Source organism: Allobosea sp. CRIB-10, assembly GCF_900112185.1.
Lineage (GTDB): Bacteria > Pseudomonadota > Alphaproteobacteria > Rhizobiales > Beijerinckiaceae > Allobosea.
The window spans coordinates 20,770-45,442 of the sequence record NZ_FOKP01000035.1; the positions used below are offsets into that span (position 1 = coordinate 20,770).

At 66.2% G+C, this 24,673-nt stretch carries 26 protein-coding genes; 16 read left to right on the forward strand and 10 right to left on the reverse strand.

The features are described from left to right. Positions 1-4 precede the first annotated feature (4 nt). Entirely contained in the window at positions 5-430 is a 426-nt protein-coding gene (hemJ, locus tag BMZ69_RS28270) for a protoporphyrinogen oxidase HemJ (RefSeq protein WP_092163258.1), read from the reverse strand. Between the two features lie 12 nt (positions 431-442). Further along, positions 443-1,468: a uroporphyrinogen decarboxylase gene (gene hemE, locus BMZ69_RS28275; protein ID WP_092163295.1), complete on the reverse strand. Its 1,026-nt coding sequence runs from the start codon at positions 1,466-1,468 to the stop codon at positions 443-445. A gap of 469 nt (positions 1,469-1,937) precedes the next feature. Here hemE and BMZ69_RS28280 point away from each other — a divergent pair, with 469 nt between their 5' ends. The 5 genes from BMZ69_RS28280 to dnaQ are packed head-to-tail and all read left to right on the forward strand — an operon-like array spanning position 1,938 to position 5,581. Beyond that, a complete protein-coding gene (locus tag BMZ69_RS28280) occupies positions 1,938-2,768 on the forward strand; it encodes a pyruvate, water dikinase regulatory protein (protein WP_092163259.1) in 831 nt (276 codons plus the stop codon). Continuing rightward, the gene (locus BMZ69_RS28285) at positions 2,765-3,388 is read left to right on the forward strand and encodes a Maf family protein (protein ID WP_092163260.1); all 624 of its coding nucleotides are present in this window, start codon (positions 2,765-2,767) and stop codon (positions 3,386-3,388) included. Before BMZ69_RS28280 ends, BMZ69_RS28285 begins: the two co-directional genes overlap by 4 nt. A 16-nt stretch (positions 3,389-3,404) precedes the next feature. Then, a complete protein-coding gene (locus tag BMZ69_RS28290) occupies positions 3,405-4,238 on the forward strand; it encodes a shikimate dehydrogenase (RefSeq protein ID WP_092163267.1) in 834 nt (277 codons plus the stop codon). 22 nt (positions 4,239-4,260) lie between these two features. Beyond that, positions 4,261-4,872: a dephospho-CoA kinase gene (gene coaE / locus BMZ69_RS28295; RefSeq protein WP_092163269.1), complete on the forward strand. Its 612-nt coding sequence runs from the start codon at positions 4,261-4,263 to the stop codon at positions 4,870-4,872. Between the two features lies 1 nt (position 4,873). Further along, entirely contained in the window at positions 4,874-5,581 is a 708-nt protein-coding gene (gene dnaQ / locus BMZ69_RS28300) for a DNA polymerase III subunit epsilon (RefSeq protein WP_092163297.1), read from the forward strand. Positions 5,582-5,674: 93 nt separating this feature from the next. Here the strand turns inward: dnaQ and BMZ69_RS28305 are convergent, their stop codons facing one another. Then, positions 5,675-6,418, reverse strand: coding sequence for a TerC family protein (locus BMZ69_RS28305; RefSeq protein ID WP_092163270.1), 744 nt, complete (start codon positions 6,416-6,418; stop codon positions 5,675-5,677). Between the two features lie 151 nt (positions 6,419-6,569). Beyond that, entirely contained in the window at positions 6,570-7,064 is a 495-nt protein-coding gene (gene secB / locus BMZ69_RS28310) for a protein-export chaperone SecB (RefSeq protein WP_244543593.1), read from the reverse strand. A 252-nt stretch (positions 7,065-7,316) separates the two neighbouring features. On the opposite strand from secB, the gene BMZ69_RS28315 reads away from it, so the two are divergent. Genes BMZ69_RS28315 through BMZ69_RS28335 form a run of 5 tightly spaced genes read left to right on the forward strand, consistent with a single transcriptional unit; the run spans position 7,317 to position 11,189 of the window. Continuing rightward, the gene (locus BMZ69_RS28315; RefSeq protein WP_092163273.1) at positions 7,317-8,042 is read left to right on the forward strand and encodes a Tim44/TimA family putative adaptor protein; all 726 of its coding nucleotides are present in this window, start codon (positions 7,317-7,319) and stop codon (positions 8,040-8,042) included. Next, the gene (locus tag BMZ69_RS28320) at positions 8,039-9,199 is read left to right on the forward strand and encodes a murein transglycosylase A (protein WP_244543594.1); all 1,161 of its coding nucleotides are present in this window, start codon (positions 8,039-8,041) and stop codon (positions 9,197-9,199) included. Before BMZ69_RS28315 ends, BMZ69_RS28320 begins: the two co-directional genes overlap by 4 nt. 3 nt (positions 9,200-9,202) lie before the next feature. Continuing rightward, positions 9,203-9,760, forward strand: coding sequence for a Smr/MutS family protein (locus tag BMZ69_RS28325; protein ID WP_092163275.1), 558 nt, complete (start codon positions 9,203-9,205; stop codon positions 9,758-9,760). Further along, positions 9,760-10,134 (forward strand): helix-turn-helix domain-containing protein, encoded by a 375-nt coding sequence (locus BMZ69_RS28330; protein ID WP_092163276.1) that lies wholly within the window; start codon positions 9,760-9,762, stop codon positions 10,132-10,134. The genes BMZ69_RS28325 and BMZ69_RS28330 overlap by 1 nt, the downstream gene beginning before the upstream one ends. Before the next feature lie 56 nt (positions 10,135-10,190). Further along, a complete protein-coding gene (locus BMZ69_RS28335) occupies positions 10,191-11,189 on the forward strand; it encodes an adenosine kinase (RefSeq protein WP_092163277.1) in 999 nt (332 codons plus the stop codon). A gap of 18 nt (positions 11,190-11,207) precedes the next feature. Here the strand turns inward: BMZ69_RS28335 and hemA are convergent, their stop codons facing one another. After that, on the reverse strand, positions 11,208-12,419 hold the full coding sequence (gene hemA, locus BMZ69_RS28340; protein ID WP_092163279.1) for a 5-aminolevulinate synthase: 1,212 nt from the start codon (positions 12,417-12,419) through the stop codon (positions 11,208-11,210). 207 nt (positions 12,420-12,626) lie between these two features. Between hemA and BMZ69_RS28345 the strand changes: the two genes are divergently transcribed. Beyond that, positions 12,627-14,258, forward strand: a complete 1,632-nt coding sequence (locus tag BMZ69_RS28345; RefSeq protein ID WP_092163280.1) for an HAL/PAL/TAL family ammonia-lyase — start codon at positions 12,627-12,629, stop codon at positions 14,256-14,258. A 134-nt stretch (positions 14,259-14,392) separates the two neighbouring features. Here the strand turns inward: BMZ69_RS28345 and BMZ69_RS28350 are convergent, their stop codons facing one another. The 3 genes from BMZ69_RS28350 to rpsO all read right to left on the reverse strand — a co-directional run bounded on the left by BMZ69_RS28350 (position 14,393) and on the right by rpsO (position 17,876). Continuing rightward, positions 14,393-15,025, reverse strand: coding sequence for a pyridoxamine 5'-phosphate oxidase family protein (locus BMZ69_RS28350; RefSeq protein ID WP_092163282.1), 633 nt, complete (start codon positions 15,023-15,025; stop codon positions 14,393-14,395). A 127-nt stretch (positions 15,026-15,152) separates the two neighbouring features. Continuing rightward, positions 15,153-17,324, reverse strand: a complete 2,172-nt coding sequence (pnp, locus tag BMZ69_RS28355) for a polyribonucleotide nucleotidyltransferase (protein WP_092163284.1) — start codon at positions 17,322-17,324, stop codon at positions 15,153-15,155. 282 nt (positions 17,325-17,606) lie between these two features. Next, positions 17,607-17,876: a 30S ribosomal protein S15 gene (gene rpsO / locus BMZ69_RS28360; protein ID WP_092163299.1), complete on the reverse strand. Its 270-nt coding sequence runs from the start codon at positions 17,874-17,876 to the stop codon at positions 17,607-17,609. A gap of 253 nt (positions 17,877-18,129) precedes the next feature. Between rpsO and BMZ69_RS28365 the strand changes: the two genes are divergently transcribed. Genes BMZ69_RS28365 through ligD form a run of 3 tightly spaced genes read left to right on the forward strand, consistent with a single transcriptional unit; the run spans position 18,130 to position 21,818 of the window. Next, positions 18,130-18,372 carry a hypothetical protein gene (locus BMZ69_RS28365; protein WP_092163300.1) on the forward strand — a complete coding sequence of 81 codons (243 nt, stop codon included), beginning with the start codon at positions 18,130-18,132 and terminating at the stop codon, positions 18,370-18,372. Continuing rightward, positions 18,372-19,250, forward strand: coding sequence for a non-homologous end joining protein Ku (locus BMZ69_RS28370; protein ID WP_092163286.1), 879 nt, complete (start codon positions 18,372-18,374; stop codon positions 19,248-19,250). Before BMZ69_RS28365 ends, BMZ69_RS28370 begins: the two co-directional genes overlap by 1 nt. An 18-nt stretch (positions 19,251-19,268) precedes the next feature. Then, positions 19,269-21,818, forward strand: coding sequence for a DNA ligase D (gene ligD / locus BMZ69_RS28375; RefSeq protein ID WP_092163288.1), 2,550 nt, complete (start codon positions 19,269-19,271; stop codon positions 21,816-21,818). Here the strand turns inward: ligD and BMZ69_RS28380 are convergent, their stop codons facing one another. Then, positions 21,819-22,190, reverse strand: a complete 372-nt coding sequence (locus BMZ69_RS28380) for a winged helix-turn-helix transcriptional regulator (RefSeq protein ID WP_175507021.1) — start codon at positions 22,188-22,190, stop codon at positions 21,819-21,821. A 118-nt stretch (positions 22,191-22,308) separates the two neighbouring features. On the opposite strand from BMZ69_RS28380, the gene BMZ69_RS28385 reads away from it, so the two are divergent. Next, a complete protein-coding gene (locus BMZ69_RS28385) occupies positions 22,309-22,920 on the forward strand; it encodes an NAD(P)-dependent oxidoreductase (RefSeq protein ID WP_092163289.1) in 612 nt (203 codons plus the stop codon). 37 nt (positions 22,921-22,957) lie between these two features. Here BMZ69_RS28385 and BMZ69_RS28390 read toward each other — a convergent pair whose 3' ends face one another. Next, the gene (locus tag BMZ69_RS28390) at positions 22,958-23,344 is read right to left on the reverse strand and encodes an Atu4866 domain-containing protein (protein ID WP_092163291.1); all 387 of its coding nucleotides are present in this window, start codon (positions 23,342-23,344) and stop codon (positions 22,958-22,960) included. A 287-nt stretch (positions 23,345-23,631) separates the two neighbouring features. Between BMZ69_RS28390 and BMZ69_RS28395 the strand changes: the two genes are divergently transcribed. Then, entirely contained in the window at positions 23,632-24,531 is a 900-nt protein-coding gene (locus BMZ69_RS28395; RefSeq protein WP_092163292.1) for an AraC family transcriptional regulator, read from the forward strand. Positions 24,532-24,673 lie beyond the last annotated feature (142 nt).

Consider the following 24,673-nt stretch of genomic DNA (forward strand, 5'->3'; position numbering starts at 1 on the left):
GATATCAGAACGGCTTGACGATCACCAGGATGACGATGGCCGCCATCAGCAGCGCCGGAACCTCGTTGAGGATGCGATAGAACCGCGCCGGCTTGTCGTTGCGGTCCTCGGCGAAGGCCCTGACCCTGCCGCTGAGATAGCCATGGATGCCCGAAAGGACAAGTACCAGCGCGATCTTGCCGTGCAGCCAGCCGCCCTTGAAGCCGAAGCCGCTCCAGGCCAGGTAGAGCCCGAGCACCCAGGTTGCGATCATCGCGGGGTTGATGATCCCTTTGAGCAGCCGGCGCTCCATGATCTTGAAGGTCTCGGACTGGATCGAGCCGGCCTGCGCCTCGGCATGATAGACCATCAGCCGCGGCAGATAGAGCATCCCAGCCATCCAGGCGATCACCGCCATGACGTGGAAAGCCTTGATCCATTCGTAAGCCATGGCGGGAGTCCTTTAGGCACGCACCAGCTCGACCAGCCGCTCGACATGAGCGATCGGCGTGTCCGGCAGGATGCCATGCCCGAGATTGAAGACGAACGCCCTATCGCCGAATGCCGCACGGATGGCGGCGATCTCGCGGTCGAGCTCGATCCCACCCGCCCGCAGCAGCTCCGGATCGAGATGGCCCTGCACCGGGACCAATGGCTGGATCGCCTCGCGCACGAAACTCCGGTCGATCTCGGTCTCGAGCCCGACGGCGTCGATACCGGTCGCGCGAACATAATCCGGGATGCCGGCACCGGCTCCGCGCGGAAAACCGATGATCTTCGCCTGCGGGTGCCGCGCCCGGACCAAATCGACGATCCGCCTGGTCGGCTCGATGCACCAACGCCCGAAATCCTCCGGCCCGAGTGAACCCGCCCAGCTGTCGAAGATCTGCACGGCATCGACCCCGGCATCGATCTGCGCATTGAGATAGGCGGCGGAGTTGACGACCAGCCTGTCGATCAGCCTGGCGAACAGAGAGGGGTCGCGCCGGAACAGCTCCTTGGCCGGCCCCTTGTCCGGGGTCCCGCGCCCGGCCACCATGTAGGTTGCAACGGTCCAGGGCGCACCGCAGAAGCCGATCAGCGCAGTCTCCACGGGGAGGGCTGCCTTCACTCGCCGCACAGTCTCGTACACCGGCGCCAGCACATCTTGATCGATCTCTTCGCGGATCTCGCCGAACCGGGCTTCATCGGCAACCGGCTCAAGCCTCGGCCCTTCGCCCTGTGCAAACCAGAGCTTCTGGCCGAGCGCATGCGGGATCACCAGGATGTCGGAGAACAGGATCGCGGCATCAAACCCGAAGCGCCTGATCGGCTGCAAGGTAACCTCGGCTGCCCATTCCGGATTGTAGCAGAGATCGAGGAAGCCACCGGCCTTGGCGCGGAGCGCGCGATACTCCGGCAGATACCGGCCAGCCTGACGCATCAGCCAGAGCGGAGGCTTCGGGAGTGTCTCGCCGGAGAGAGCACGGAGGAAAAGGCTTTGGGTCATGAAGCGCACCGGGCTATCCGCCCATCGTCCTAAAAAGATTCTTCTCTAAGAGAGTCTTCTGTTTTGACTCTTGGATGGGGGCACATAGCCCGCCCCAAGATTGTCCACAACCGGTCCACAGGTCGCACTCCGGCCGGCTGGCAGCCTCTTATCGCGCCGATCGGCCCTTAAGAGTTTCTTAACGAATTGGATTTTGATCGTTGGCGCGGTTCGCCGCCGCATCCAAAAATGATTCACGTGAAACATCCCGATTCCGCCCACAGGTCGATGCCTGTTTAGTCCTGAGCTGGGTTGTCCCAGCCCGCCGGGACAGGCCTTCGGAAAAGCCGGTTTATCCCCAGCGGTCCCCGGCCCTGTGAATCGCCGCCCCTTCCCCCTCCCTCTCCATCGAATCGAAAAGGGATTCCCAGGCTGGCGGAACCACTCTAGAGCTGAATCAGAGAAAAGGCCGGCGGGGGCGACGGTAGCCGTGGCGCGCAATTATTTTCACCTGCACCTGGTCTCCGACGCGACCGGCGAGACCCTGATCGCGGTCAGCCGCGCCGCTGCGGCGCAATACGAAGCGGTCTCGGCGATCGAGCATGTCTATCCGCTGGTCCGGTCCGAGAACCAGCTCTCGCGGGTGCTCGCCGAGATCGAGACCTCTCCGGGTGTGGTGCTCTACACGCTGGTCGAGCCGGAATGGGCGGAGCGGCTCGAAGCCTTCTGCCGGGATATCGGCTGTCCGTGCCTGTCGGTGCTGCAGCCGGTGCTGTCGCTGTTCCAGTCCTATCTCGGCCAGGCCTCGGCCCCGCGCCCCGGCGCGCAGCATATGCTCAACGCCGAGTATTTTCGCCGCATCGACGCGATGAATTACACGCTGATGCATGATGATGGGCAGCTCGGCGGTGATCTCGAAAGCGCCGACGTCATTCTCGTCGGCATCAGTCGGACATCGAAGACGCCAACCAGCATTTATCTCGCCAACCGCGGCATCAAGACCGCCAACATCCCATTGGTGCCGAACGTGCCGTTGCCGGTTGAGCTCGATGGCCTGAAGAAACCCTTGGTCGTCGGCCTCGTCGCCAGTGCCGAGCGCATCATCCAGATCCGGCAGAACCGGCTTCTCTCGCTGAAGGCAGATGACGAGACGCCTTATGTCGATCCAGATGCGGTCGCCGAGGAGATCACCCAGTCGCGTCGTCTCTGCTCCCGCAGGGGCTGGCCGGTCATCGACGTCACTCGTCGTTCGATCGAGGAGACGGCGGCCGCGATCCTCGACCTGCTGCGCGATCATCGCATGAAGTTCATCGCGACGTGAGCGGGCAGGCGACATTCTGGCGCGGCGATGCGCCGCTCATCCTCGCCTCCGGGAGCGCGACGCGCTTGCAGCTGCTGGAGGCGGCAGGGCTCCCGGTCGAGGTGATCAGGCCCGATGTCGACGAGCGCGCGGTTGAAGCGGAATTTATCGCCATGGGCTGTCCGCCTGCCGGCGTTGCCGCGGCACTGGCGGAAGCCAAGGCCTTGTCGGTCTCGCCTCGCTATTCCGGTCGGATCGTCCTGGCCGCCGACCAGATGCTGATCTGCGAAGGCCGGCCGTTCCACAAGCCCGAGGACGCCGCTGCTGCCATCCGGCAGGTCGCCATGCTCGCGGGCCGCAGCCATGAGCTCACTTCGGCCTTTGCGTTGGCCCGCAATGGCCAGATCGTCGGTCGTGGGAGCAGCAGCGCGACGCTCGCCATGCGGCCGCTGACGCCGGAGTTCATCGAGGGCTATGTCACGGCGGCTGGTCCTGCCGCGACGAGCAGTGTCGGGGGGTATCAGCTCGAAGGCCTCGGCATCCATCTGTTCGAGGCGATAGAGGGTGACCATTCCACCATCCTCGGCCTGCCGATGCTGACTCTACTCGCCGCATTGCGCAGCCTCGACCTCGCGAGATGACCTTCGTTTCGAGATCATGACCAGACGCTGCTTCATCATCGGCCATCCGGTCGCGCATTCCCGTTCGCCGCTGATCCATGGTCACTGGCTCGTCGAGCATGGCCTTGCCGGCAGCTATGAGCGTGTCGATGTCGCGCCAGCCGAGATGGCGGGTTTCATCGCGAGGCTGCGCGCTGGAGAGTTCGTCGGCGGCAACGTCACGGTGCCGAACAAGGAAGTCGTGTTGCCCTTGCTCGACGAGATCAGCCAGACCGCGCGCGCGATGGGCGCGGCCAACACGCTGTGGCTGGAGGACGGTAGGCTGCACGGTGATAATACCGACGCCTATGGCTTCCTTGCTCATCTCGACGCCTGCGTACCAGGCTGGGCGCAGCAGAGCGTAGCGGCGCTGGTTCTCGGCGCCGGCGGCGCGGCGCGCGCTGTGATCCACGGCCTCGTCGCTCGCGGCCTGCGTCGCATCCTGCTGGTCAACCGTAGTCCCGAGCGCGCGCTCGAGCTGGCAGAGGCGTTTCCGAAGGTGGTCGAGGCGCGTGCTTGGCAAGAGGTCGCCGCGCTCGTCGGCGAGAGCAGTCTGATCGTCAACACGACCTCGCTCGGCATGCATGGCCAGCCGCAGCTGGAGATCGACCTCTCGGCCTTGCGCCCCGGCACGATCGTCGACGACATCGTCTATGTGCCGCTGGAGACATCGTTGCTCGCTGAGGCCAGGCGCCGCGGCGGTATTCCGGTCGATGGCCTCGGCATGCTGCTGCATCAGGCAGTACCCGGTTTCGAGCGTTGGTTCGGCGTCCGCCCGCAGGTGACGGCGGCGCTGCGCGCTAAGCTCGAAGCCGATATTCCCGGCGCATGAGCCCGATGGCGGAGACGCTGCGATGACCTTCCTGCTCGGCCTCACCGGCTCGATCGGCATGGGCAAATCGACGACATCGGCGATGTTCCGCGCCGCTGGCGTACCCGTCCATGACGCCGACCAGGCGGTGCATGACCTCTATGCCGGCGCTGCAGCACCGCAGATCGAGGCGGCCTTCCCAGGATCGACGACCAATGGCGTTGTCGACCGGGCCAGGCTTTCCGCCGCCGTGCTCGGCCGCCCCGAAGCGCTGACGAAGCTCGAGGCCATCGTCCATCCGCTGGTCCGTGCCAAGGAACAGGCCTTTTTGGCCGAGGCTCGCAGGAGTGGCGCGACCGTTGCGGTGCTCGACATACCGCTTCTGCTGGAGACCGGTGCGGAGGGGCGTTACGACGCGGTCGTCGTCGTCACCGCGCCGGCCGAGGTCCAGCGCAAGCGCGTCCTCGGCCGACCCGGCATGACGGAAGAGAAATTCGCAGCGATCCTCGCCCGCCAGATGCCTGACGCGGAGAAGCGGCGCCGGGCCCACTTCCTTGTGGACACCTCGCATGGGCTCATGGCCGCCGAGCGCCAGGTCCGCTCTATCCTCAATGCCGTCGCCGGCCGCTTCGGCCGGCCGCAAAGGGCGGGCTGACATGCGCGAGATCGTTCTCGATACCGAGACCACCGGCGTCGAAGCCCTGAAAGGCGATCGCATCGTCGAAATCGGTTGCGTCGAGCTGCTCAACCATTGCCCGACGGGCCGCAATTATCACGTCTACATCAATCCTGAGCGGGACATGCCGGAGGGCGCCTTCAAGGTGCACGGGCTGTCCGAAGCCTTCCTCTCCGACAAGCCGGTCTTCGCCGCGATCGCCAGCGACTTCGCCGCCTTCATCGCCGATGCCAAGCTCGTCATCCACAACGCGGCCTTCGATGTCGGCTTCATCAACATGGAGTTCGGCCGGCTCGGCTTGCCGCCGATCGTGCCGGCGCTGGTGGTCGACACGCTCGCCCTGGCCCGGCGCAAGCACCCCGGCGCCAGCAACAGCCTCGACGCGCTCTGCTCGCGCTATGGCATCGACAACAGCCGTCGCACCAAGCACGGCGCGCTGCTCGACTCCGAGATCCTGGCCGAGGTCTATATCGAGCTGATCGGCGGCAAGCAGACCAGCCTCGGCTTCGGCAGCGCCGTCGCCGGCAAGGCGGGCGCGGGGCTTGCGGCGGCAATCGAACGTCCGGTCCGCCAGCGCCCGCTCGCGGCGCGGCTGACGGCGGAAGAGCGAGCGGCCCATGAGGCCTTCGTGCTGAAGCTCAAGGGGCCGCTCTGGCGTGGCTATCTCGGGGTACCCGAGGAGGCGTAGCTTCAAGCGTCATTCTCGGGCGACTCGCAGCGACGACCCGAGAATCTCCTGGTTGAGATGCTCGGGACAAGCCCGAGCATGACCGGCGGATTACTACCCGCCCCGCTTCCGGCTCGCCCGGCGCGACATCATGTTCAGCCCCTCGATCAGGGCCGAGAACGCCATGGCGGCATAGATGTAGCCCTTCGGGATATGCGCGCCGAAGCCCTCGCCGATCAGCGTGCCGCCGATCATCAGGAGGAAACCGAGCGCCAGCATCACGATCGTCGGGTTCTTGTCGATGAAGCGCGCCAGCGGGTCGGCCGCGAGCAGCATCACCAGCACGGCGACGATGACGGCGATCACCATCACCGGGATGTGCTCGGTCATACCGACGGCGGTGATGATGCTGTCGATCGAGAAGACGAGGTCGAGCAACAGGATCTGGAAGATCACGCCGCCGAAGGTCACGGCTGCGGCTGCGCCGCCGTCGAACATGTCGGGCCCGTGATCGGGATCGACCTTGTGATGGATCTCCTTGGTCGCCTTCCAGACCAGGAACAGGCCGCCGGCGATCAGGATGAGATCACGCCAGGAGAAGGCTTTTCCGAAGACCGAGAACACCGGCGCGGTGAGCTGCACGATGAAGGCGACGGTCGAGAGCAGGCCGAGGCGCAGGATCAGCGCCAGGCCGATGCCGATCCGCCGGCCGCGCGCGCGCTGGTGCTCGGGCAGCTTGTTGGTCAGGATCGAGATGAAGATGAGGTTGTCGATACCGAGGACGACCTCCATGGCGATCAGGGCGCCGAGCGCCGCCCAGACTGCCGGGTCGGCGGCGAGCGTCATAAGGGCATCCATGGAGTCGTGAACCTCGCGGGTACGGCGCGCCGGTATGGCGGCCTCTGGCCCGCGGGAGATGGAAACGCTCCGGCGATTTACAACCGCCTCGCCAACAAAAAAGAGCCCCGAAGGGCTCTTGATCTGTCGCATTCGCGATGTCGGTCGCCGATCAGGCGTTAGGCACGCCCTGCTGCGCCTGCATCTCTTCGACGCGCTGGCGGTAGAGCGAAGCGAAGTCGATCGGGTCGATATAGAGCGGCGGGAAGCCGCCATTGCGCACGGCTTCGGCCACGATCGCACGAGCGAAGGGGAAAAGCAGGCGCGGGCAGTCGATCATCACGACAGCGTGCATCTGCTCCGGCGGCACGCCGAGGATGCGGAAGACGCCGGCATAGCTCAGCTCGAAGGCGAACAGCGTCTCGTCGTTCAGCGTCGCCTTGCCTTCGAGCGTCAGGATCGTCTCGACGTCGTTGTCGCCGAGCGCATTGGCGTGGACGTTGACCTGGAGGCCGATCTGCGGCCCGCTCTGTTGCTGCTGCTGGATCAGCGAGCGCGGGGCGTTAGGGTTCTCGAAGGAGAAATCCTTGATGTACTGGACCAGCGTGTTGAGGCTGGGCCCCTGCTGGTCGGCGGCGCCGGCGCCGTTGCCGTTTTCGTTGGCCATCGGTCCCATCATGTCTTCTAGAAAATCCTCGGGAAATTCCGTGCCGTGGCCGGAATTGCCCGGCGAGGCAGCGACGCCGGGCCCGCGTCGGCTATCATGGCGGCGGGGCCGGCACAAGCGAAGCGCGCTTTAGCGCCCTTGTCGCGCCCCGGGGGTGGATGTTACGAGCCTTCCACACCATATCCGTTCGATGACGGGCCGCAGCAGCGCGCCCGCGCGGGAACGAGTTTTCGAGGTTCGGATCAGCCGGCGATGCAGAATTTCGATATGACGACCCTGGTCTTCCTGGCCCTGGCCGTTTTCGTCGCCTGGAAACTGCGCTCCGTGCTGGGCCAGAAGACCGGGCACGAGAAGCCGCCTGCGGACCCGTTTGCGCGGCGCGAGACGCCGCCGCTGCGGCCCGATCAGCCGTCGAATGGCGAGCGACGCGACAATGTCGTCCGCCTGCCCGGTGCCGCCAACGATGCCGCGGCTGCCCCGGCGGCCGATGCCGAGCGCTGGAAGGATATCGCGGAGCCCGGCTCGCCGATCGCCGTCGGTCTCGATGCCATCGTCCGTCAGGAGCCGCGTTTCGAGCCCCAGGGTTTCCTCGTCGGCGCGAAATCGGCCTATGAGACCATCGTCACCGCCTTTGCCCGCGGCGACCGCAAGACCCTGAAGGGCCTGCTCGCCAAGGAAGTCTATGACGGTTTCGAGCAGGCGATCGCCGAGCGCGAGAAGCGCGGCGAGAAGGCCGAGTCCAATTTCGTCTCGATCGACAAGGCTGAGATCGTCGCCGTCGACGTCAAGGGCAAGGTCGGGCAAGTCACGATCGCCTTCGTCTCGCAGCTGATCAGCGCGGTCCGCGACGCGCAGGGCAACGTCGTCGATGGCAGCGCCGATGCGGTCTCGGAGGTCAACGACGTCTGGACCTTCTCGCGACAGCTCGGCAGCCGCGACCCGAACTGGCTGCTGGTCGCCACCGAATCGGCCGCGTGATCCGTGCGACCGGTCTCGTTCTGGGGCTGCTGGCCGCAGCGATCTCGATGACCGGCGCGGACGCTTCCCCTCCACCTCTACCGACGGGCGCCCGGGCTGAACCCGTGGCGCCCGCTGCGCTCGCCGGCTGGAGCACCGACGATCAGCTCGCGGTTTTGCGCCTGTTCGCACAGGGCTGCGAGACCGATCCGCCGCTGCGGCAAGGCGCCGTTCCGCCACCGGCCCTGCCGGCCTTATGCGCGAAGGCGGCAGCTCTGCTCGCTGCCGATGCATCCGCCGCTGCGGCCCGCCGCTTCTTCGCCGACAATTTCGCCTTCTGGCGCATCCGTCCGGCCGGTGCCGAACGTGGCTTCATGACCGGTTATTTCGAGCCGGAATTCGAGGGCTCGCTGACCCGCTCCGATGCCTTCCCGACGCCGCTCTATGGCCGCCCGGCCGACCTCGTGACCAAGATGCCGGGTGACGACTGGCCCGGCCTCGACCCGGCCCTGACCTCGGCGCGCCGGACGGCGAAGGGGCTGGAGGCCTTCCCGGATCGCGCGGCGATCGAGCAGGGCGCGCTCGCCGGCCAGGAGCTCGAGATCCTCTGGATGCGCGATCCCGTCGATCGCTTCGTGCTGCAGGTCCAGGGTTCCGGTCGCATCCGCCTGCCGGACGGCAAGGTGACGCGCCTCGTCTATTCCGGCCGCAACGGCCACCCCTATACCTCGCTCGGGCGCGAGCTCAGCCGGCGCGAGAACATTCCGCCCGAGCAGATGACGATGGACAAGCTGATCGCCCGGCTGAAGGCCGATGCCGGCTTCGCCCGTGACCTCATCCGGCTCAACCGCTCCTTCGTTTTCTTCGCCCGGAATGACGATCTTCCGCCTGAGTCCGGTCCGATAGGCGGGGCCGGTCTGCCGCTGACCCCGCTCCGGAGCGTCGCGGTCGACCGTTCGCTCTGGCCCTATGGCATGCCGGCCTGGATCGAGACCGAGATCCCGGACGGCAAGGGCGGCAGCGAGAAGCTCGCCAGGCTGATGCTGGCCCAGGATACCGGCACCGCGATCGTCGGCCCGGCCCGGATCGACCTCTTCGTCGGCTCGGGCGCGGAAGCCGGCCATCGTGCTGGCCTGATCCGGCATCCCGTCGATTTCGTCGTGCTCTGGCCGCGCTGAGCCATGCGCCGGCGCGGCAAGCTCCTCTCCGAGGCGGAACTCGCGCTCTGGCGCCAGGTCGCGCGCACAGTGAAGCCGTTACCGGGCCGTTCGCCGGTCGAGCCTGAACCGGAAGCAGCACAGGCCAAGCCCGCCCCGATTGTGGAGAACGCTTCGCCTCCAGCCATGTTGGCACCAGCCCGGCCCACCAAGCCCGTGCCGCCGCCTTTGGTGCCGCTGGAGCGGCGCATGCGCACGCAATTGCGCCGCGGCCAGCAGGGCGTCGAGGCGGTAATCGACCTGCACGGCCTGCGTCAGGAGGAGGCGCATTCGGCGCTGCGCGGCTTCCTGCGCCTGCAGCAGCAGCGTGGCGCCAAGCTCGTGCTGGTGGTGACCGGCAAGGGCATCGCCGGCGATGTTCCTTACGGCGAGGAACGCGGCATCCTGCGCCGCAACGTGCCGCATTGGCTGCGCCTGCCCGATCTGCGGCCGCTGGTGCTCGGTTTCGACGAGGCCGAGCAGCGCCATGGCGGCGCCGGGGCGCTCTATATTCGCCTGCGCCGCAGCCGGGAGACAGGCTGATGACGCCCTTCGGCCGCCGCGTCCGCGAATTGCGCGCCGCCCGCGGCGTCACCCTGGCGCAGATGGCGCAGGCGCTCGGTGTCACTCCGGCCTATCTCTCGGCTCTGGAGCACGGCAAGCGCGGCCAGCCGACCTTCACCCTGATCCAGGGCGCTATCCATCATCTCGGCGTGATCTGGGACGAGGCCGATGAACTGATCCGCCTCGCCGAACTCTCGCATCCGCGCATCGTGATCGACACCGCCGGCCTCGAACCGGAGGCGACCTTGTTCGCCAACCGCCTCGCCCATGAGGTGCAATGGCTCGGCCCGTCCGACCTCGCGGCGCTGACCTCGATCCTTGATGGCGCAGCCCGGCGCCGCGGCAGCGCTTGACCTGACCTGTCGTCAATGCAACACGCCGCCATCCTCCCGCCATCACGGATCGTTTCATGACCTCCAAGCGCTATGACGTGCTCGCCTTGGGCAATGCCATCGTCGACGTCTTCGCCTCGGCGGAGGAAGATTTTCTGGCGAAATACGAGCTGGTCAAAGGCTCGATGGCGCTGATCGACGAGCCACGGGCCGAGCTGCTCTATGGCGCGATGGGCCCGGGCAAGGTGGTCTCGGGCGGCTCGGCCGCCAACACCATCGCCGGCCTCGCCTCCTTCGGCGGCAAGGGCGCCTTCATCGGCAAGGTCAAGGCCGACGAGCTCGGCCAGCTCTACCGCCACGACCTGACCTCGCTCGGCGTCGCCTTCGACACCGCGGCGGCGACCGGAGGGCCGGCGACGGCGCGCTCCTTCATCATCGTCACGCCCGATGGCGAGCGCACGATGAACACCTATCTCGGCGCCTGCCAGGGCCTGTCGCCGGCCGATGTCGATCCCGCCACGGTCGAGAACGCCGATATCGTCTATCTAGAAGGCTATCTCTGGGATCCGCCGGCGGCCAAGGACGCCTTCCGCAAGGCCTCCGAGATCGCCCACAAGGCCGGCGGCCGCGTCGCCATCACCCTCTCGGATTCCTTCTGCGTCGACCGCTATCGCGACGAGTTCCTCGGCCTGATTCGCAATGGCCTGGTGGACCTCGTCTTCGCCAATGAGCACGAGCTGAAGAGCCTCTACCAGAGCGCGGATTTCGACACGGCGCTGGCAGCGATGCGGGCGGAGAACATCCTCGCGGTCATCACCCGCTCCGAGAACGGCGCGCTCGCGCTGACGCCGGACGGCATCGTCGCCGAGCCGGTCTTCCCGATCGAGCGCGTCGTCGATGCGACCGGCGCCGGCGATCTCTTCGCCGCCGGCTTCCTGCACGGCCTGACCTCGGGCCGAGAAGCCCGCGACTGCCTGCGGCTCGGCGCGCTCGCTGCCGCCGAGGTCATCAGCCATGTCGGCGCGCGCCCGGACGTCAGCCTGAAGACGCTCGCCGGCAATAACGGCCTGCTCTGAGGAAAAGGGTCGGGCGGCTCAGGCCGCCCGCTTCAATCCCGTAGCGCTCCAGATCTCGCTGAGCGCGACGACCAGGGTGGCGATATCCTCGTCGCCATGCAGCGGCGTCGGCGTGATCCGCAGGCGCTCGGTACCGCGTGCCACGGTCGGGTAGTTGATCGGCTGGACGTAGATCGCAAAGCGCTCCAGCAACTCGTCGCTGATCCGCTTGCACAGCCCGGCATCGCCGACCATCACCGGCACGATATGGCTGGGGTTGGCCAGATGCGGGATGCCGGCCTGATCGAGCTGGCCACGGAGCTTGCGCACCCGGTCCTGCTGGCCCTCGCGCTCGGCCGAGCTCGTCTTGAGATGTCGGATCGCGGCGAGCGCGCCGGCGGCGAGCGCCGGCGGCAGCGAGCTCGAGAAGATGAAGCCGGAGGCGAAGCTGCGGATGAAGTCGCAGAGATCAGCCGAGCCGGTGACATAGCCGCCCATCACGCCGAAGGATTTGGCCAGCGTGCCCTCGATCAGATCGAGCCGGTGGCTCAAGCCTTCGCGCTCGCTGACGCCGCCGCCGCGCGGTCCGTAGAGCCCGACGGCATGGACCTCGTCGATATAGGTCAAGGCCCCGAATTCCTCGGCGAGATCGCAGAATTCGGCGATCGGCGCGATGTCGCCATCCATTGAATAGACCGATTCGAAGGCGATCAGCTTCGGCCGGGCAGGATTGATGCTCGCGAGCTTGCGGCGCAGATCCTGCGGGTCGTTATGGGCGAAGATCAGCTTCTCGGCCCGCGAATGCCGGATGCCCTCGATCATCGAGGCATGGTTGGCGGCGTCGGTCAGTACGACGCAGCCGGGAATGCGCGCGGCCAGCGTCGAGAGCGAGGCCCAGTTCGACATATAGCCGGAGTTGAACAGCAGCGCGGCGTCCTTGCCGTGCAGGTCGGCGAGCTCGCGCTCCAGCAGGACATGGTAGTGGTTGGTGCCGGCGATGTTGCGGGTGCCGCCGGCGCCGGCACCGCAAGCATCGAGTGCTTCGCGCATCGCGGCGAGCACGGCCGGGTGCTGGCCCATGCCGAGATAGTCGTTCGAGCACCACACGGTGACCTCGCGCGGCCCGTTCGGACCGTGGAAGGCGGCGCGCGGAAAGCGGCCGGCACGGCGCTCGAGATCGGCAAAGACGCGGTAGCGACCTTCGGCCTTGAGGCCGTCGAGCTCGCTGCGGAAAAAGGCTTCGAAATCCATGAGTGACGCTCCTGGCGGCACCTTTGAGGGATTCCAGGCACGCGGTAAAGGCGCGCCAATGTCGCGCCGCAGCAAGGCCACGGTGGCCTATTCTAGCGCAAGCTGCGGCGCATCGTACAAGGTGCTTTTCGTTTCGCGGCGGGAATGGGCCTTTCCCTTTGGCGTGCCGGCCAGTTAGATCGGCGGCAAAGCTGGGAAGGACAGGCCATGGCGGTAACGATCGACGGACGGACCCTGAAGGGCAAGCAGGTGCTGCGTGTGGCCCGGCCCGGGCCCTCCGGCCGCTATGAGAAGGCGACGCTGGCCAGGTCCGCCCGTGACGCGATCGCGGCGACACGGGCTCATATCGACGCCAATTTCATGAACGACGAAGCTCCGTTCATGTACTCCTTCAACACCGGCGTCGGCCTGTTCAAGGACCAGCGCGTGCTGATGTCGGAGATGGCCGAGTATCAGCGCAAGAGCGTCTACGCCCATGCCACCGGCATCGGCGAGCCCTTTCCGGAGGATGTGACGCGCGCCACCATGCTGCTGCGCGCCAATGCCTTCGCCTCGAACTATTCCGGCCCGCAGGTCGCCTTGGTCGAGCGCTTGCTCGCCTGCCTCAATGCCGGCGTCCATCCGGTGATCCCGCAAAAGGGCTCGGTCGGCGCCTCCGGCGATCTTGCGCCGCTCGCGCATATGTCGGCGGCGGTCTGCGGCTTCGAGGAGGGCGAAGCGGTCTACAAGGGCAAGCGGATGAAGGCCCGCGAGGCCCTCGCCAGGGCTGGGCTGGAGCCGGACTTCAAGCTCGGCGCCAAGGATGCCTCGGCCCTGATCAACGGCTCGACGGTGTCGCTGGCGCTCGGCGTGCTCGCCACCGAGGACGCCAGGCGCCTGATCAAGGCCGCCGATATCGGCCTTGCGCTTTCTCTCGAAGCTATGCGCGGCGAGCTCGCCGCTTTCGATCCGCGCGTCCATGCCGCCCGCCCTCATCCCGGTCAGGCGCTGGTGGCGCGCAATCTTCTGAAGATCACGCAGGGCTCGAAGCGCTGCTCGGCCTCGGCCCGCGAGACGATCTATCCCGACGAGATCGGCCGCACGCCGGGCAAGCCGCCGGCGCCGCGCGTGCAGGACGTCTATTCGCTGCGCTGCGCCCCGCAGGTGCATGGTCCCGCCCGCGAGGCGCTGGATTATGTCAGCCGCATCATCGCGACCGAGACCAATTCGGCGACCGACAATCCGCTGATCTTCCCCGAGGATGACGGCTACCGCGTCATCTCCGGCGGCCATTTCCACGGTCAGTATGTCGCGCAGGCGATGGACCTGCTCGCCATCGCCATGACCGATCTCGGCTCGATCTGCGAGCGCCGCCTCGCCCGCCTCGTCGATCCGACGCTGAGCTACGGCCTGCCGCGCAACCTGCTCGCCGGCAAGCGCGGCCTCAACACCGGCTTTGCCACGGTGCAGTGCTCGATGTCGGCGCTGGTGATGGAGAACCGTACGCTGTCCTCGCCGGGTTCGGTCGATTCGATCCCCGGCAAGTCCAACGCCGAGGACCATGTCTCGAACTCGACCTGGTGCGGCCGCAAGGCGCGCACCGTGGTCGAGAATGTCGAGATGATCATTGCCGCCGAGATACTGATGGCCTGCCAGGCGCTCTCGCTGATCGCCGAGACGGCCAAGGCCCACCCGCTCGGCAAGGGCACGCAGGCGGCGCTGGATGCGCTGCGCGAGACGATCCCGCCGGCGCTGGACGGCGACCGCTGGTACGCCGCCGAGATGAACCAGGCGACGGCTTTGGTCCGCTCCGGCGCGATCGTCGACGCGGTCGAGGCCGCGGTGGGAGCGTTGGAGTAGGGCGGAAGCATCGCCTTCCTCGTCATGGTCGGGCTTGTCCCGACCATCCACGTCTTCCTTCGGGCAGGACGGTGTTCAAGACGTGGATGCTCGCGACAAGGGCGAGCATGACGGTTGAGCGTGTCAGACGCCTCTCAATATAACGTCGCCCTGACCCGCTCCGGCAGCGCCTTGTCATAGGCCTCGCCATCGAACGCTTCCGTCGCCGCCCGCGCCGAGATCTCGCGCAGGATCGTGCCGGCGCTCGGCAGCGAGCGCTTGTCAATCTGCGCCGCCGGGTTCCAGAGGTCGGCGCGCACCACCGCCCGCGAGCACTGGAAGTAGGCGGCCTCGACGGTGACCACGATCACGCAGGCCGGCAGTTTTCCGGCCATCTCGAAGCGCGCGCACAGCTCCGGGTCGGTCGAGAGCACCGCGGTGCCGTTCACACGCAGCGTTTCGCCGTAACCGGGGATCAAAAAGAGCATTCCGATTCGACTGTCGGACAGAAGATTCTTCAATGAATCCAGTCTGTTATTGCCTCTTCGGTCCGGAATCAGCAGCGTTTTCGCGTCGCTGACCGTGACAAAGCCCGGCAAATCTCCGCGCGGTGAGCAATCCAGCCCGTCCGGACCATTGGTCGCCAGCACGAAAAACGGCGAGGCGGCGATCAGCGCGCCGTAATTGGCGTCGATGTGATCGATCTCCTTGATGACCGAAGCCGGCGCGATCGGGTTGGGATAGAGCGCCGCGAGCTGATCAAGCGACGTAATCTGGTGCGCGGTCATGCTGGCCTCCAAAGGAATAAGTCTAGACTATTCGACTTCGTTGCAGCGCACCAGAGGGTGGTCAAAAGAAAACGCCCCGCACCTTTCGATGCGGGGCGTCGGATTCACGTGAAACGCTGATAGCGTATCAGTCGTCGGCGTTCTGGCGCTCGCGGGACTTCTCGGCCTCGCGCTCGGCTTTCAGCTTCTCGGTGATGTCCTCGCCTGTGGCCTGGTCGACCACCTTCATCGACAGCCGCACCTTGCCGCGCTCGTCCATGCCGAGGAACTTGACCTTGACCTTGTCGCCTTCCTTGACGACGTCCTGCACCTTCTGGACCCGCTTGGGAGCGAGCTCGGAGATGTGGACGAGGCCGTCCTTCGCGCCAAAGAAGTTCACGAAGGCGCCGAACTCCATGACCTTCACGACGGTGCCGTCATAGATCATGCCCGGCTCCGCCTCGGAGACGATCGACTTGATCCACTTGATCGCCGCTTCGATCGACTTGCCGTCGGCCGAGGCGATCTTGATGGTGCCGTCGTCCTCGATGTTGACCTTGGCGCCGGTCTTCTCGACGATCTCGCGGATCACCTTGCCGCCCGAACCGATGACTTCGCGGATCTTGTCGACCGGGATCTTCATCGTCTCGATGCGCGGCGCATATTCGCCGAGCTGGCTGCGCGAGGCGGACAGCGCCTTGCTCATCTCGCCCAAAATGTGCTCGCGACCGCCCTTGGCCTGGCCGAGGGCGACCTTCATGATCTCCTCGGTGATGCCGGCGATCTTGATGTCCATCTGCAGCGAGGTGATGCCCGCGGCGGTGCCGGCCACCTTGAAGTCCATGTCGCCGAGATGGTCCTCGTCGCCGAGGATGTCGGAGAGCACGGCGAAGCGCTCACCCTCGAGGATCAGGCCCATAGCGATGCCGGCGACCGGCGACTTCAGCGGCACGCCCGCATCCATCAGCGCCAGCGAGGTGCCGCAGACGGTGGCCATCGAGGAGGAGCCGTTCGACTCGGTGATCTCCGAGACGACGCGGATCGTGTAGGGGAACTCCGACTTCGCCGGCAGCATCGGGCGGATGGCGCGCCAGGCGAGCTTGCCGTGGCCGATCTCGCGGCGGCCGGGCGAACCCATGCGGCCGGTCTCGCCGACCGAATAGGGCGGGAAGTTGTAGTGCAGCAGGAAGGTCTCCTTGTAGGTGCCTTCCAGCGAGTCGATGAACTGCTCGTCATCGCCGGTGCCGAGCGTGGTCACGACCAGCGCCTGGGTCTCGCCGCGGGTGAACAGCGAGGAGCCGTGGGTGCGCGGCAGGATGCCCGCTTCCGCCACGATCTTGCGGACCGTCTTGACGTCGCGGCCGTCGATGCGGACGCCGTCGTCGAGGATGGTCCAGCGCACGACCTTGGCCTGGGCTTCCTTGAACTGGCCGGCGACCTGCTCCTTGGTGAAGGTGGTCTTGCCGTCCGGCTCGGCCGAGACCAGCGCCTGGACCTTGGCCTTGGCGGCGTCGATCGCCTTGTAGCGCTCGGCCTTGGTGGTGATCTTGTAGGCGGCGCGGAGATCCGCATCGACCAGCTTGAGAACGGCGTCGAGCACGACCGAGTTGTCGGCCGGCACGTAGTCGCGCGGCTCCTTGGCGGCCTTCTCGGCGAGGCGGATGATCGCGTCGATCACCGGCTGGAAGTGCTTGTGGCCGAACATCACGGCGCCGAGCATGACCTCCTCGGTCAGCTCCTTGGCCTCGGACTCGACCATCAGCACGGCGTCCTGGGTGCCGGCGACGACGAGATCGAGCGCCGATTCCTTCACTTCGTCGATCAGCGGGTTGAGCTTGTAGGCGCCGTCGATATAGCCGACGCGGGCCGCGCCGACCGGGCCCATGAAGGGCACGCCCGAGAGCGTCAGGGCGGCGGAGGCGGCGACCATGGCGACGATGTCGGGATCATTCTCGAGATCGTGCTGCAGCACGGTCACGATCACCTGGGTGTCGTTCTTGTAGCCTTCGGCGAAGAGCGGACGGATCGGCCGGTCGATCAGGCGCGAGACCAGCGTCTCCTTCTCGGTCGGGCGTCCCTCGCGCTTGAAATAGCCGCCAGGAATGCGGCCGGCGGCGAAGGTCTTCTCCTGGTAATTCACGGTCAGGGGGAAGAAGTCGAAGCCCGGCTTCGGCTCCTTGGCCGAGACGATGGTGGCGAGCACGACGGTCTCGCCATAGGTGGCGAGCACGGCGCCATCGGCCTGGCGGGCGATCTTGCCGGTTTCGAGCACGAGCTTGCGCCCGCCCCAGATCAGCTCTTCGGTTTGAACATCGAACATAGGATTGTCTTTCGGTCGGATGCGATCCGTCCGGCGTCGATCGTGCCCATGGGCAAGACGGCTAAACGTCCGGGGTGAGCTTGCAGGAAGCGCGCCCGGGCGCTCGGCGATCCTGCCATGGACGTCACTGACGCCGGCGGATCATGCGGAAAGCCGCCCCATGCGGTTGCCGCATTGAAGGGGGAACGTCGCCTCATTGCGGCGCTCCCGGAGCGAGGCCATAGGCTGGCCCCTCGTAGAACCGCCCGGAGCAGCGAGGCACCGGGCGGGAATTCGGTCCGATCAGCGGCGGATGCCGAGCTTCTCGATCAGGGTCTTGTAGCGCGCTTCTTCCTTGCCCTTCAGGTAGTCGAGCAGAGAGCGGCGCTGCGAGACCAGCTTGAGCAGGCCGCGACGCGAATGGTTGTCCTTGGTGTGGGACTTGAAGTGGCCGGTCAGGTTGTTGATGCGCTCGGTGAGGATCGCGACCTGGACTTCCGGCGAGCCGGTGTCGTTCGGCTTGGTGGCATGTTCCTTGATGAGCGCGTTCTTGCGCTCGGCAGTGATCGACATCGTCATGTCCTTTGGTTCGGTGTTGATCTGGCGGGCCAGGCCGGGATGTCGTCCAGCAAGGTCCGAAGCCCGCATCCGCCTCATCGCGGAAGGGATGCGCAGCCGGCTGTGCGGCCGGTTGACCGGGCATATACACGAAATCCAAGGAAACGCTAGGGTGCTGCGTTGCAGCATGGAGAAAGCGCAGCTCCCGGAACCTCTGACGGCTCCGCAGGTTGACTTGCCGCAGGTTTCCAAACCGGGGTCGCGTATCATGCCCGCCATGCCGAAGGACCGCCTCATCGCCGCGCTCGGCGCCCAGCTTCGGGCCGAGCGCGAGACCCGCGATGCACTCGCCGAGGTGATCGCCAATGGTCAGCTCGACCGCGAGGTCCTGCTGGCGATCCTGTCCGATCCCGTACCCGTCGTGACCCGCGACGAGATCGTGCGGGCCGAGGCCTGGCTGCGCGGGTTGCCGCCGGCCTTCCCGGCCCGGCCGAAGCTGAGGGCAGCCTGATGGCGCCCCGGCCGGCCTGGAAGGGCTATCTCAAGCTCTCGCTGGTCTCCTGCGCCGTCGAATTGACCTCGGCGACCGACCATAGCGAGAAGGTTTCCTTCCGCGTCATCAACCGCAAGACCGGCAATACCGTCCGGCGCCAATATATCGACAGCGTCAGCGGCAAGCCGGTCGATCCCGACGACGAGGTCAAGGGCTACGAGATCGGCGGCGACGAATACCTGCTGATCGAGGAGGACGAGATCGACGCGGTCCAGATCGAGAGCTCGCACACGCTCTCGATCGAGCAGTTCGTCGACCGCGCCGCGATCCCGCAGATCTATTTCGACCAGCCCTATTATCTCAGCCCCTCCGATGAAGTTTCTGAGGAGGCCTTCGCCGTGATCCGCGAGGCGATGGCGAAGCAGAAGAAGGCCGGCATCGCACGCATCGTGCTCTATCGCCGCGAGCGGCCGGTAATGATCGAGCCCTTCGACAAGGGCTTGCTCCTGACGACGTTGCGCTATGACAAGACCGTGCGCCAGCCGGACGAAATCTTCGACGGCCTGAAGAAGGGCAAGCTCGACGCGGAACTGGTCGAGCTCGCTACCCATATCATCGACAAGAAGGAGGCGAAGTTCGATCCGAGCGGCTTCGAGGACCGTTACGAGGAGGCGCTGCTCGAGCTGATCGCGGCCAAGCGCAAGGGCAAGAAGCCGCCGGTCGCCAAACCGGCCGAGCGCCCGTCCAATGTCGTCAACCTGTTCGAGGCCCTGAAGAAGAGCCTGGGTGAGGAGAGTGGTTCATCGGGAAAATCCTCATCCGGCGGCAAGAAGCCTGCGAGCGCGCGCAAGCCGACGAAGAAGACCACTGCCGGCAAGGCCAGGACGAGCGCCTGACGCGCGTCGGAGGGCGCCATGGCTAATCTCGACCTCTATCGCTCGAAGCGCGATTTCTCCCGCACAAGTGAGCCGAAAGGCGCTGCTGCACGCCGTCGGAAGGCCGCAGCGGCCGGCGGCGCCTTCGTGATCCACAAGCATGCCGCCCGCCGGCTGCATTACGATCTCAGGCTCGAGCATGACGGCGTGCTCTGGTCCTGGGCAGTGACGCGGGGCCCAAGCCTCGATCCGGCTGAGAAGCGGCTCGCCGTCCATGTCGAGGACCACCCGCTCGAATACGGCGCCTTCGAAGGCACCATTCCCGAGGGCGAGTACGGCGCCGGCTCGGTCGTCATCTGGGACGAGGGCAAGTGGATTCCAGAGGGCGATCCCGCGCGCGGCATGGAGAAGGGTCATCTCGCTTTCGCGCTCGAAGGCCACAAGCTCGGCGGCCGCTGGCATCTGGTCAGGCTGAAGCCCCGCCGCGGCGAGAAGCGTGACAATTGGCTGCTGATCAAGGTCGACGACGATTTCGCCCGAGACGACGAGGACATTCTGGAGGCCGCGCCGGATTCGGTGAAATCCGGAAAAAGCGTTGAGGAAGTCGGCGAAGACCCCGCAGGTGACGTCTGGTCGACTGACGAAAAGCCCGCGACAGGTCGCAAGCCCAAGGCGGCCAAGGCCAAAGCTGCCGCTGCAAAGCCAGCGAAGACCAAGCCGGCCAGACGCTCGGCGAAGACAGACAGCGAGCCGCTGCCGCGCTTTGTCGAGCCTTGCCTTGCGACCCTGCAGGAGAAACCGCCGGCGGGCGATGCCTGGCTGCACGAAGTCAAGTTCGACGGCTACCGGCTGCAAGCGCGGATCTCCGCCGGCAAGGTCAAGCTGCTGACCCGGACCGGGCTTGACTGGACCGAGCGCTTCGGCGACCGGATCGGCGATGCGCTCGCGGCGCTGCCTTGCGAGGCGGCCTTGATCGACGGCGAAGTGGTGGCGCTGGGCGAGAACGGCATCTCCTCCTTCTCGGCGCTCCAGGCGGCGCTGTCGGAGGGGAAGACCGAGAATCTCGTCTTCTATGCCTTCGACCTGCTCCATCTCGACGGCGAGAACCTGCAGCCGGAGCCGCTGCTGGCCCGCAAGGAGCGGCTGGAGGATCTGCTGAGTTCCGCAGGTCAGGATACGCCCCTGCGCTATTCCGAGCATTTCATCGAGCCGGGCCAGACCATGCTGCGCCATGCCTGCCGCATGGGGCTGGAAGGCGTGATCTCCAAGCGCGCCGGGGCGCCCTATCGCAGTGGCCGCGGCCGCGACTGGATCAAGTCGAAATGCACGCAGCGCCAGGAATTCGTCATCGCCGGCTATGTCCCGTCGAAAGCCGCGCGCAACCAGCTCGGCTCGCTCGTCCTGGGCTATCACGAGGGCGATGAGCTGAAGCCGGCCGGCCGCGTCGGTACCGGTTTCACCCGCAACTCCGCCACGGCGCTGAAGAAGACGCTCGACACCATCGCCACAAAGGCCTCGCCGTTCAGCGGCGAAGCCGGGCGTGAGCGTGGTATCGTCTGGGTGAGGCCCGAGCTCGTCGCCGAGATCGCCTTCGGCTCCTGGACGGCTTCGAAGACGTTGCGGCACGCGTCCTTCCTCGGCCTGCGTGAGGACAAGCCGGCTGAAGCGGTCGTCGAGGAGAAGCCGGCCAAGCCCGAAACGAAGAAGGTTCAGCGCACAACGAAGGCCCGGCGCAAGGCCGGCCCGGAGACGACCGTGACGCTCAGCAATCCCGACAAGCCGCTCTGGCCCGATATCGGTTTCACCAAGCAGGACCTGCTCGACTACTACGCCAGCGTCTGGGAGCGCATGGCGCCTTTCGTAACCGAGCGTCCCCTGAGCCTGTTGCGGGCGCCCGATGGCGTCGGCGGGCAGGTCTTCTTCCAGAAGCATGCCGGCGCCGGCCTGCACAAATCCGTCTTGCGGATGAAGGACAAGGATGGCGAGGAACTGCTCTTCATCCGCGATTTCGACGGGCTCGCCGCCCTCGTCCAGCTCGGCACGGTCGAAGTCCATGTCTGGGGGGCCAAAGTCGACGCGATCGAGACACCCGATCAGGTCATCTTCGATCTCGATCCTGATCCGGGCGTGCCGGTCGAACGCGTGCGCGAGGCGGCGCTGACGGTCCGCCAGCGGCTGGAGGAGCTCGGCTTCGAGAGTTTCCTCAAGACCTCCGGCGGCAAGGGCTTCCATGTCGTGCTGCCGCTGAAGCCGAAGGCGGATTGGGACGAGGTCAAGGGTTTCGCCCGCGACTTCGCCAAGGCGATGGAGCAGGCCGAGCCGAAGCTTTACACCGCGACCTTGTCGAAGAAGGCGCGCAAGGGCCGCATTTTCATCGACTATCTCAGGAACGGGCGCGGCTCGACCGCGATCGCCCCGTTCTCGACGCGGGCCCGTCCCGGCGCCGCGGTCGCCATGCCGGTCGCCTGGGAGCTGCTGGAGAAGGATCTGGCGCCGGACGCCTTCAGGGCGCCTGAGATCACGAAAAAGGGCCCTCCTGACGATGCCTGGCACGCCTTCTTCAAGCCGAAGCGAGCGCTGAAACGCTGATCAGGCGGCGACCTCGCCACGGTCATAGCGGCGCTGGGCTTCCTCGACCTCGCCGATATGGGCCTCGGCCCATTGCGTCAGCGCCGCGACCGTGCCGGCAAGCGTGCGCCCGAGCGGCGTCAGCGAATATTCGACCGTGACGGGAACGGTCGGGAAAGCACGGCGGGAGATGAGCCCGTCGCGCTCCAGGCTCTTCAGCGTCTGCGACAGCATTTTTTGCGAGATGCTGTCGATGCGCCGGCGCAGTTCGTTGAAGCGCAAAGTCTCCTGCTCGAGCAGGATCAGCACCAGCACCGCCCATTTGTCGCCGATGCGGTCGAGCACCTGCCGCGTCGGGCACCGGGCATTGAACGGGTCGGGGCGATGCAGCATGGCGGTTTCCGGCAGGTGACCTTGTGGCGTGAAAGTGCCTTCTTGAGAGAAAATCGCATGACTGCCATCTGGTGTCCATTGGGATGTTGGTTCCCAACAGATACCAGGGATAATCACCATGAAGATTGCTCTCATCGGCGCCACCGGCTTCATCGGCTCGCGCCTGCTCGCCGAACTCATCAGCCGCGGCCATCAGGTCATCGCCATCGTCCGCAATCCCGAGAAGGTGCCGCCGGGCGCGGGGATCACTGCACTGAAAGGCGATGTCTACGACAAGGACGGGCTCGCCGCCTTGCTCGCCGGTCATGATGCGGTAATCAGCGCCGTGCACTTCACCGCCAGCGATCCGGCGACGCTGCTGGCGGCGGTGAAGCAGTCCGGCGTGAAGCGCTATCTGGTGGTCGGCGGCGCCGGCAGCCTCGAGGTCGCGCCCGGCGTGAAGCTGTTTGACACCAAGGAATTCCCGGCGATCTATCTCGACGAAGCCCGGAAGGGCGGCGCCTTCCTCGATCTGCTGAAGGGCGAGGGTGGCCTCGACTGGACCTTCCTCTCGCCTTCCGCCTTGATCGAGCCGGGCGAGCGCACAGGCACTTTCCGCCTCGGCCAGGACCAGCTTCTGGTCGACGATAACGGCCAAAGCCGGATCTCGGCCGAGGACTACGCCATTGCCCTGGTCGACGAACTGGAAAAGCCGGCGCATTCGCGCCAGCGTTTTACAATCGGCTATTGAGGCGGAGCACGAGGCTCCGCCGCAACGCTGTTGGTCTTTACCGGTCGGATCGGATCAATCCGACCGGATCCAGCTGCAGGGTCCGGCGAAAACGCTTCTCGCCAAAGGCGAGCTGGCCGCGGCGCAATTCGCCGCTCCAGACATGGCCGGCGTCGCTCTCGAAATAGAGCTGCGACGCATCGACCTCGTAGCGGCCGCCATGGCCCGGCGCCTGGTCGCGCTGCTTGCCGAAGCGGCCATTGGGCCGAAGATCAAGCCGGATGGCGCCGTCTTCGCTGACCCAGCGGCCGAGCACCGCGAGCTCGGCCTTGGTCAGCGGCTCGGGAAGCTCGAGATCGATCTCGAGCGGGCGAACCGACGGCTTGGCCGGGACAATGATCGACGCGATCGCGCCAAGCGACTGGAAGACCTGGCTGAAGGGCATGATGATCTCCTTTCGTTCAGGTTGTTGGGCGGTGCAGATAGCGCCGCCTTTGACAGGAATATGTCAGTAGCAACCGGCTCGGGGCGCCAGGGCGCTTCGCCCTTGGGTCCGTTGGTCGACGACGCTGCCGGTATGGCGGGACAATGCACCGGCGGGAGCTGGGAGTGGTAGATCGATCCGCCGCGATCATTGCCTGATCCTCCAGCGCGTCAGCTCGATGCTCGCAAAACCCCGGTCTTTCCTTATATGAAAGTCCGAAGCCGAAGCTGTCCGCAAAGGAGATCAGCATGCGTCAGATCGAGGAACTCGCTGCGCTGATCGCGCGCTTCGCGCCGACCGACGGCGTCCACGAGACAGCGATCCCACGCTTGAAGGTAGTGCGCCTGTCGCAGCCGAGCGAGCCGATGCACGGCCTGCACGAGCCGGCGCTCTGCATCATCGCCCAGGGTGCCAAGCAGGTGATTTTGGGCGACCAGATCTATCGCTATGACGCGGCTCATTGCCTGATCGTTTCCCTCGACCTGCCGGTCATCGGCCAGGTGATCGAGGCGACGCCGGACAAGCCCTATCTCTGCGTCAAGCTCGAACTCGACCCTGCCGCCATCGGCGCGCTGATGCTGGAAGCCGCGTCGCTCGCCGAGCCGGAACCAATGACGGGTCCCGGGATGGCGGTCAGTCCGATGACGCCGGCCTTGCTCGATGCCGCGATACGCCTGACGGGCCTGCTCGCCACTCCCGCCGACATCTCGGTGCTCGCGCCGCTGGCCGAGCGTGAGATTCTCTATCGGCTGCTCACCGGGGAGCAGGCGGCGCGCCTGCGCCAGATCGCGGTGGCTGAGAGCAAGCTGCAGCAGGTCAATCGCGCCATCGGCTGGATCAAGCGCAATTACCGCAAGCCCTTCAGCGTCGAGATCGTCGCGGCGGAGGCTCGGATGAGCCCGTCGGCGCTGCACCAGCATTTCAAGGCGGTGACGGCGATGAGCCCGCTGCAATACCAGAAGCAACTGCGCCTGCAGGAGGCGCGCCGGCTGATCCTGGCCAAGGCGCATGACGCTGCCTCGGCCGGATTCCAGGTTGGCTATGAGAGCCCCTCGCAGTTCAGCCGCGAATATAGCCGCCTGTTCGGAGCCCCGCCCCTGCGCGACGTCGCGCGCTTGCGCGGCGGTGAGTCGGCCTATAGCGGCTGACCAGCTTTCCTCAGAACTCCTCCCAGCCCGCATCGTCCGCGCGGCCGTTGGCGGCCTTGCGGGCTGGTGCAGGCGCGGCCTTGCTCTGGGCGAAGGCGGCCTCGGCGAGCTGGCGCAGGCGCTCCGGCTCGGAGTCGCGACC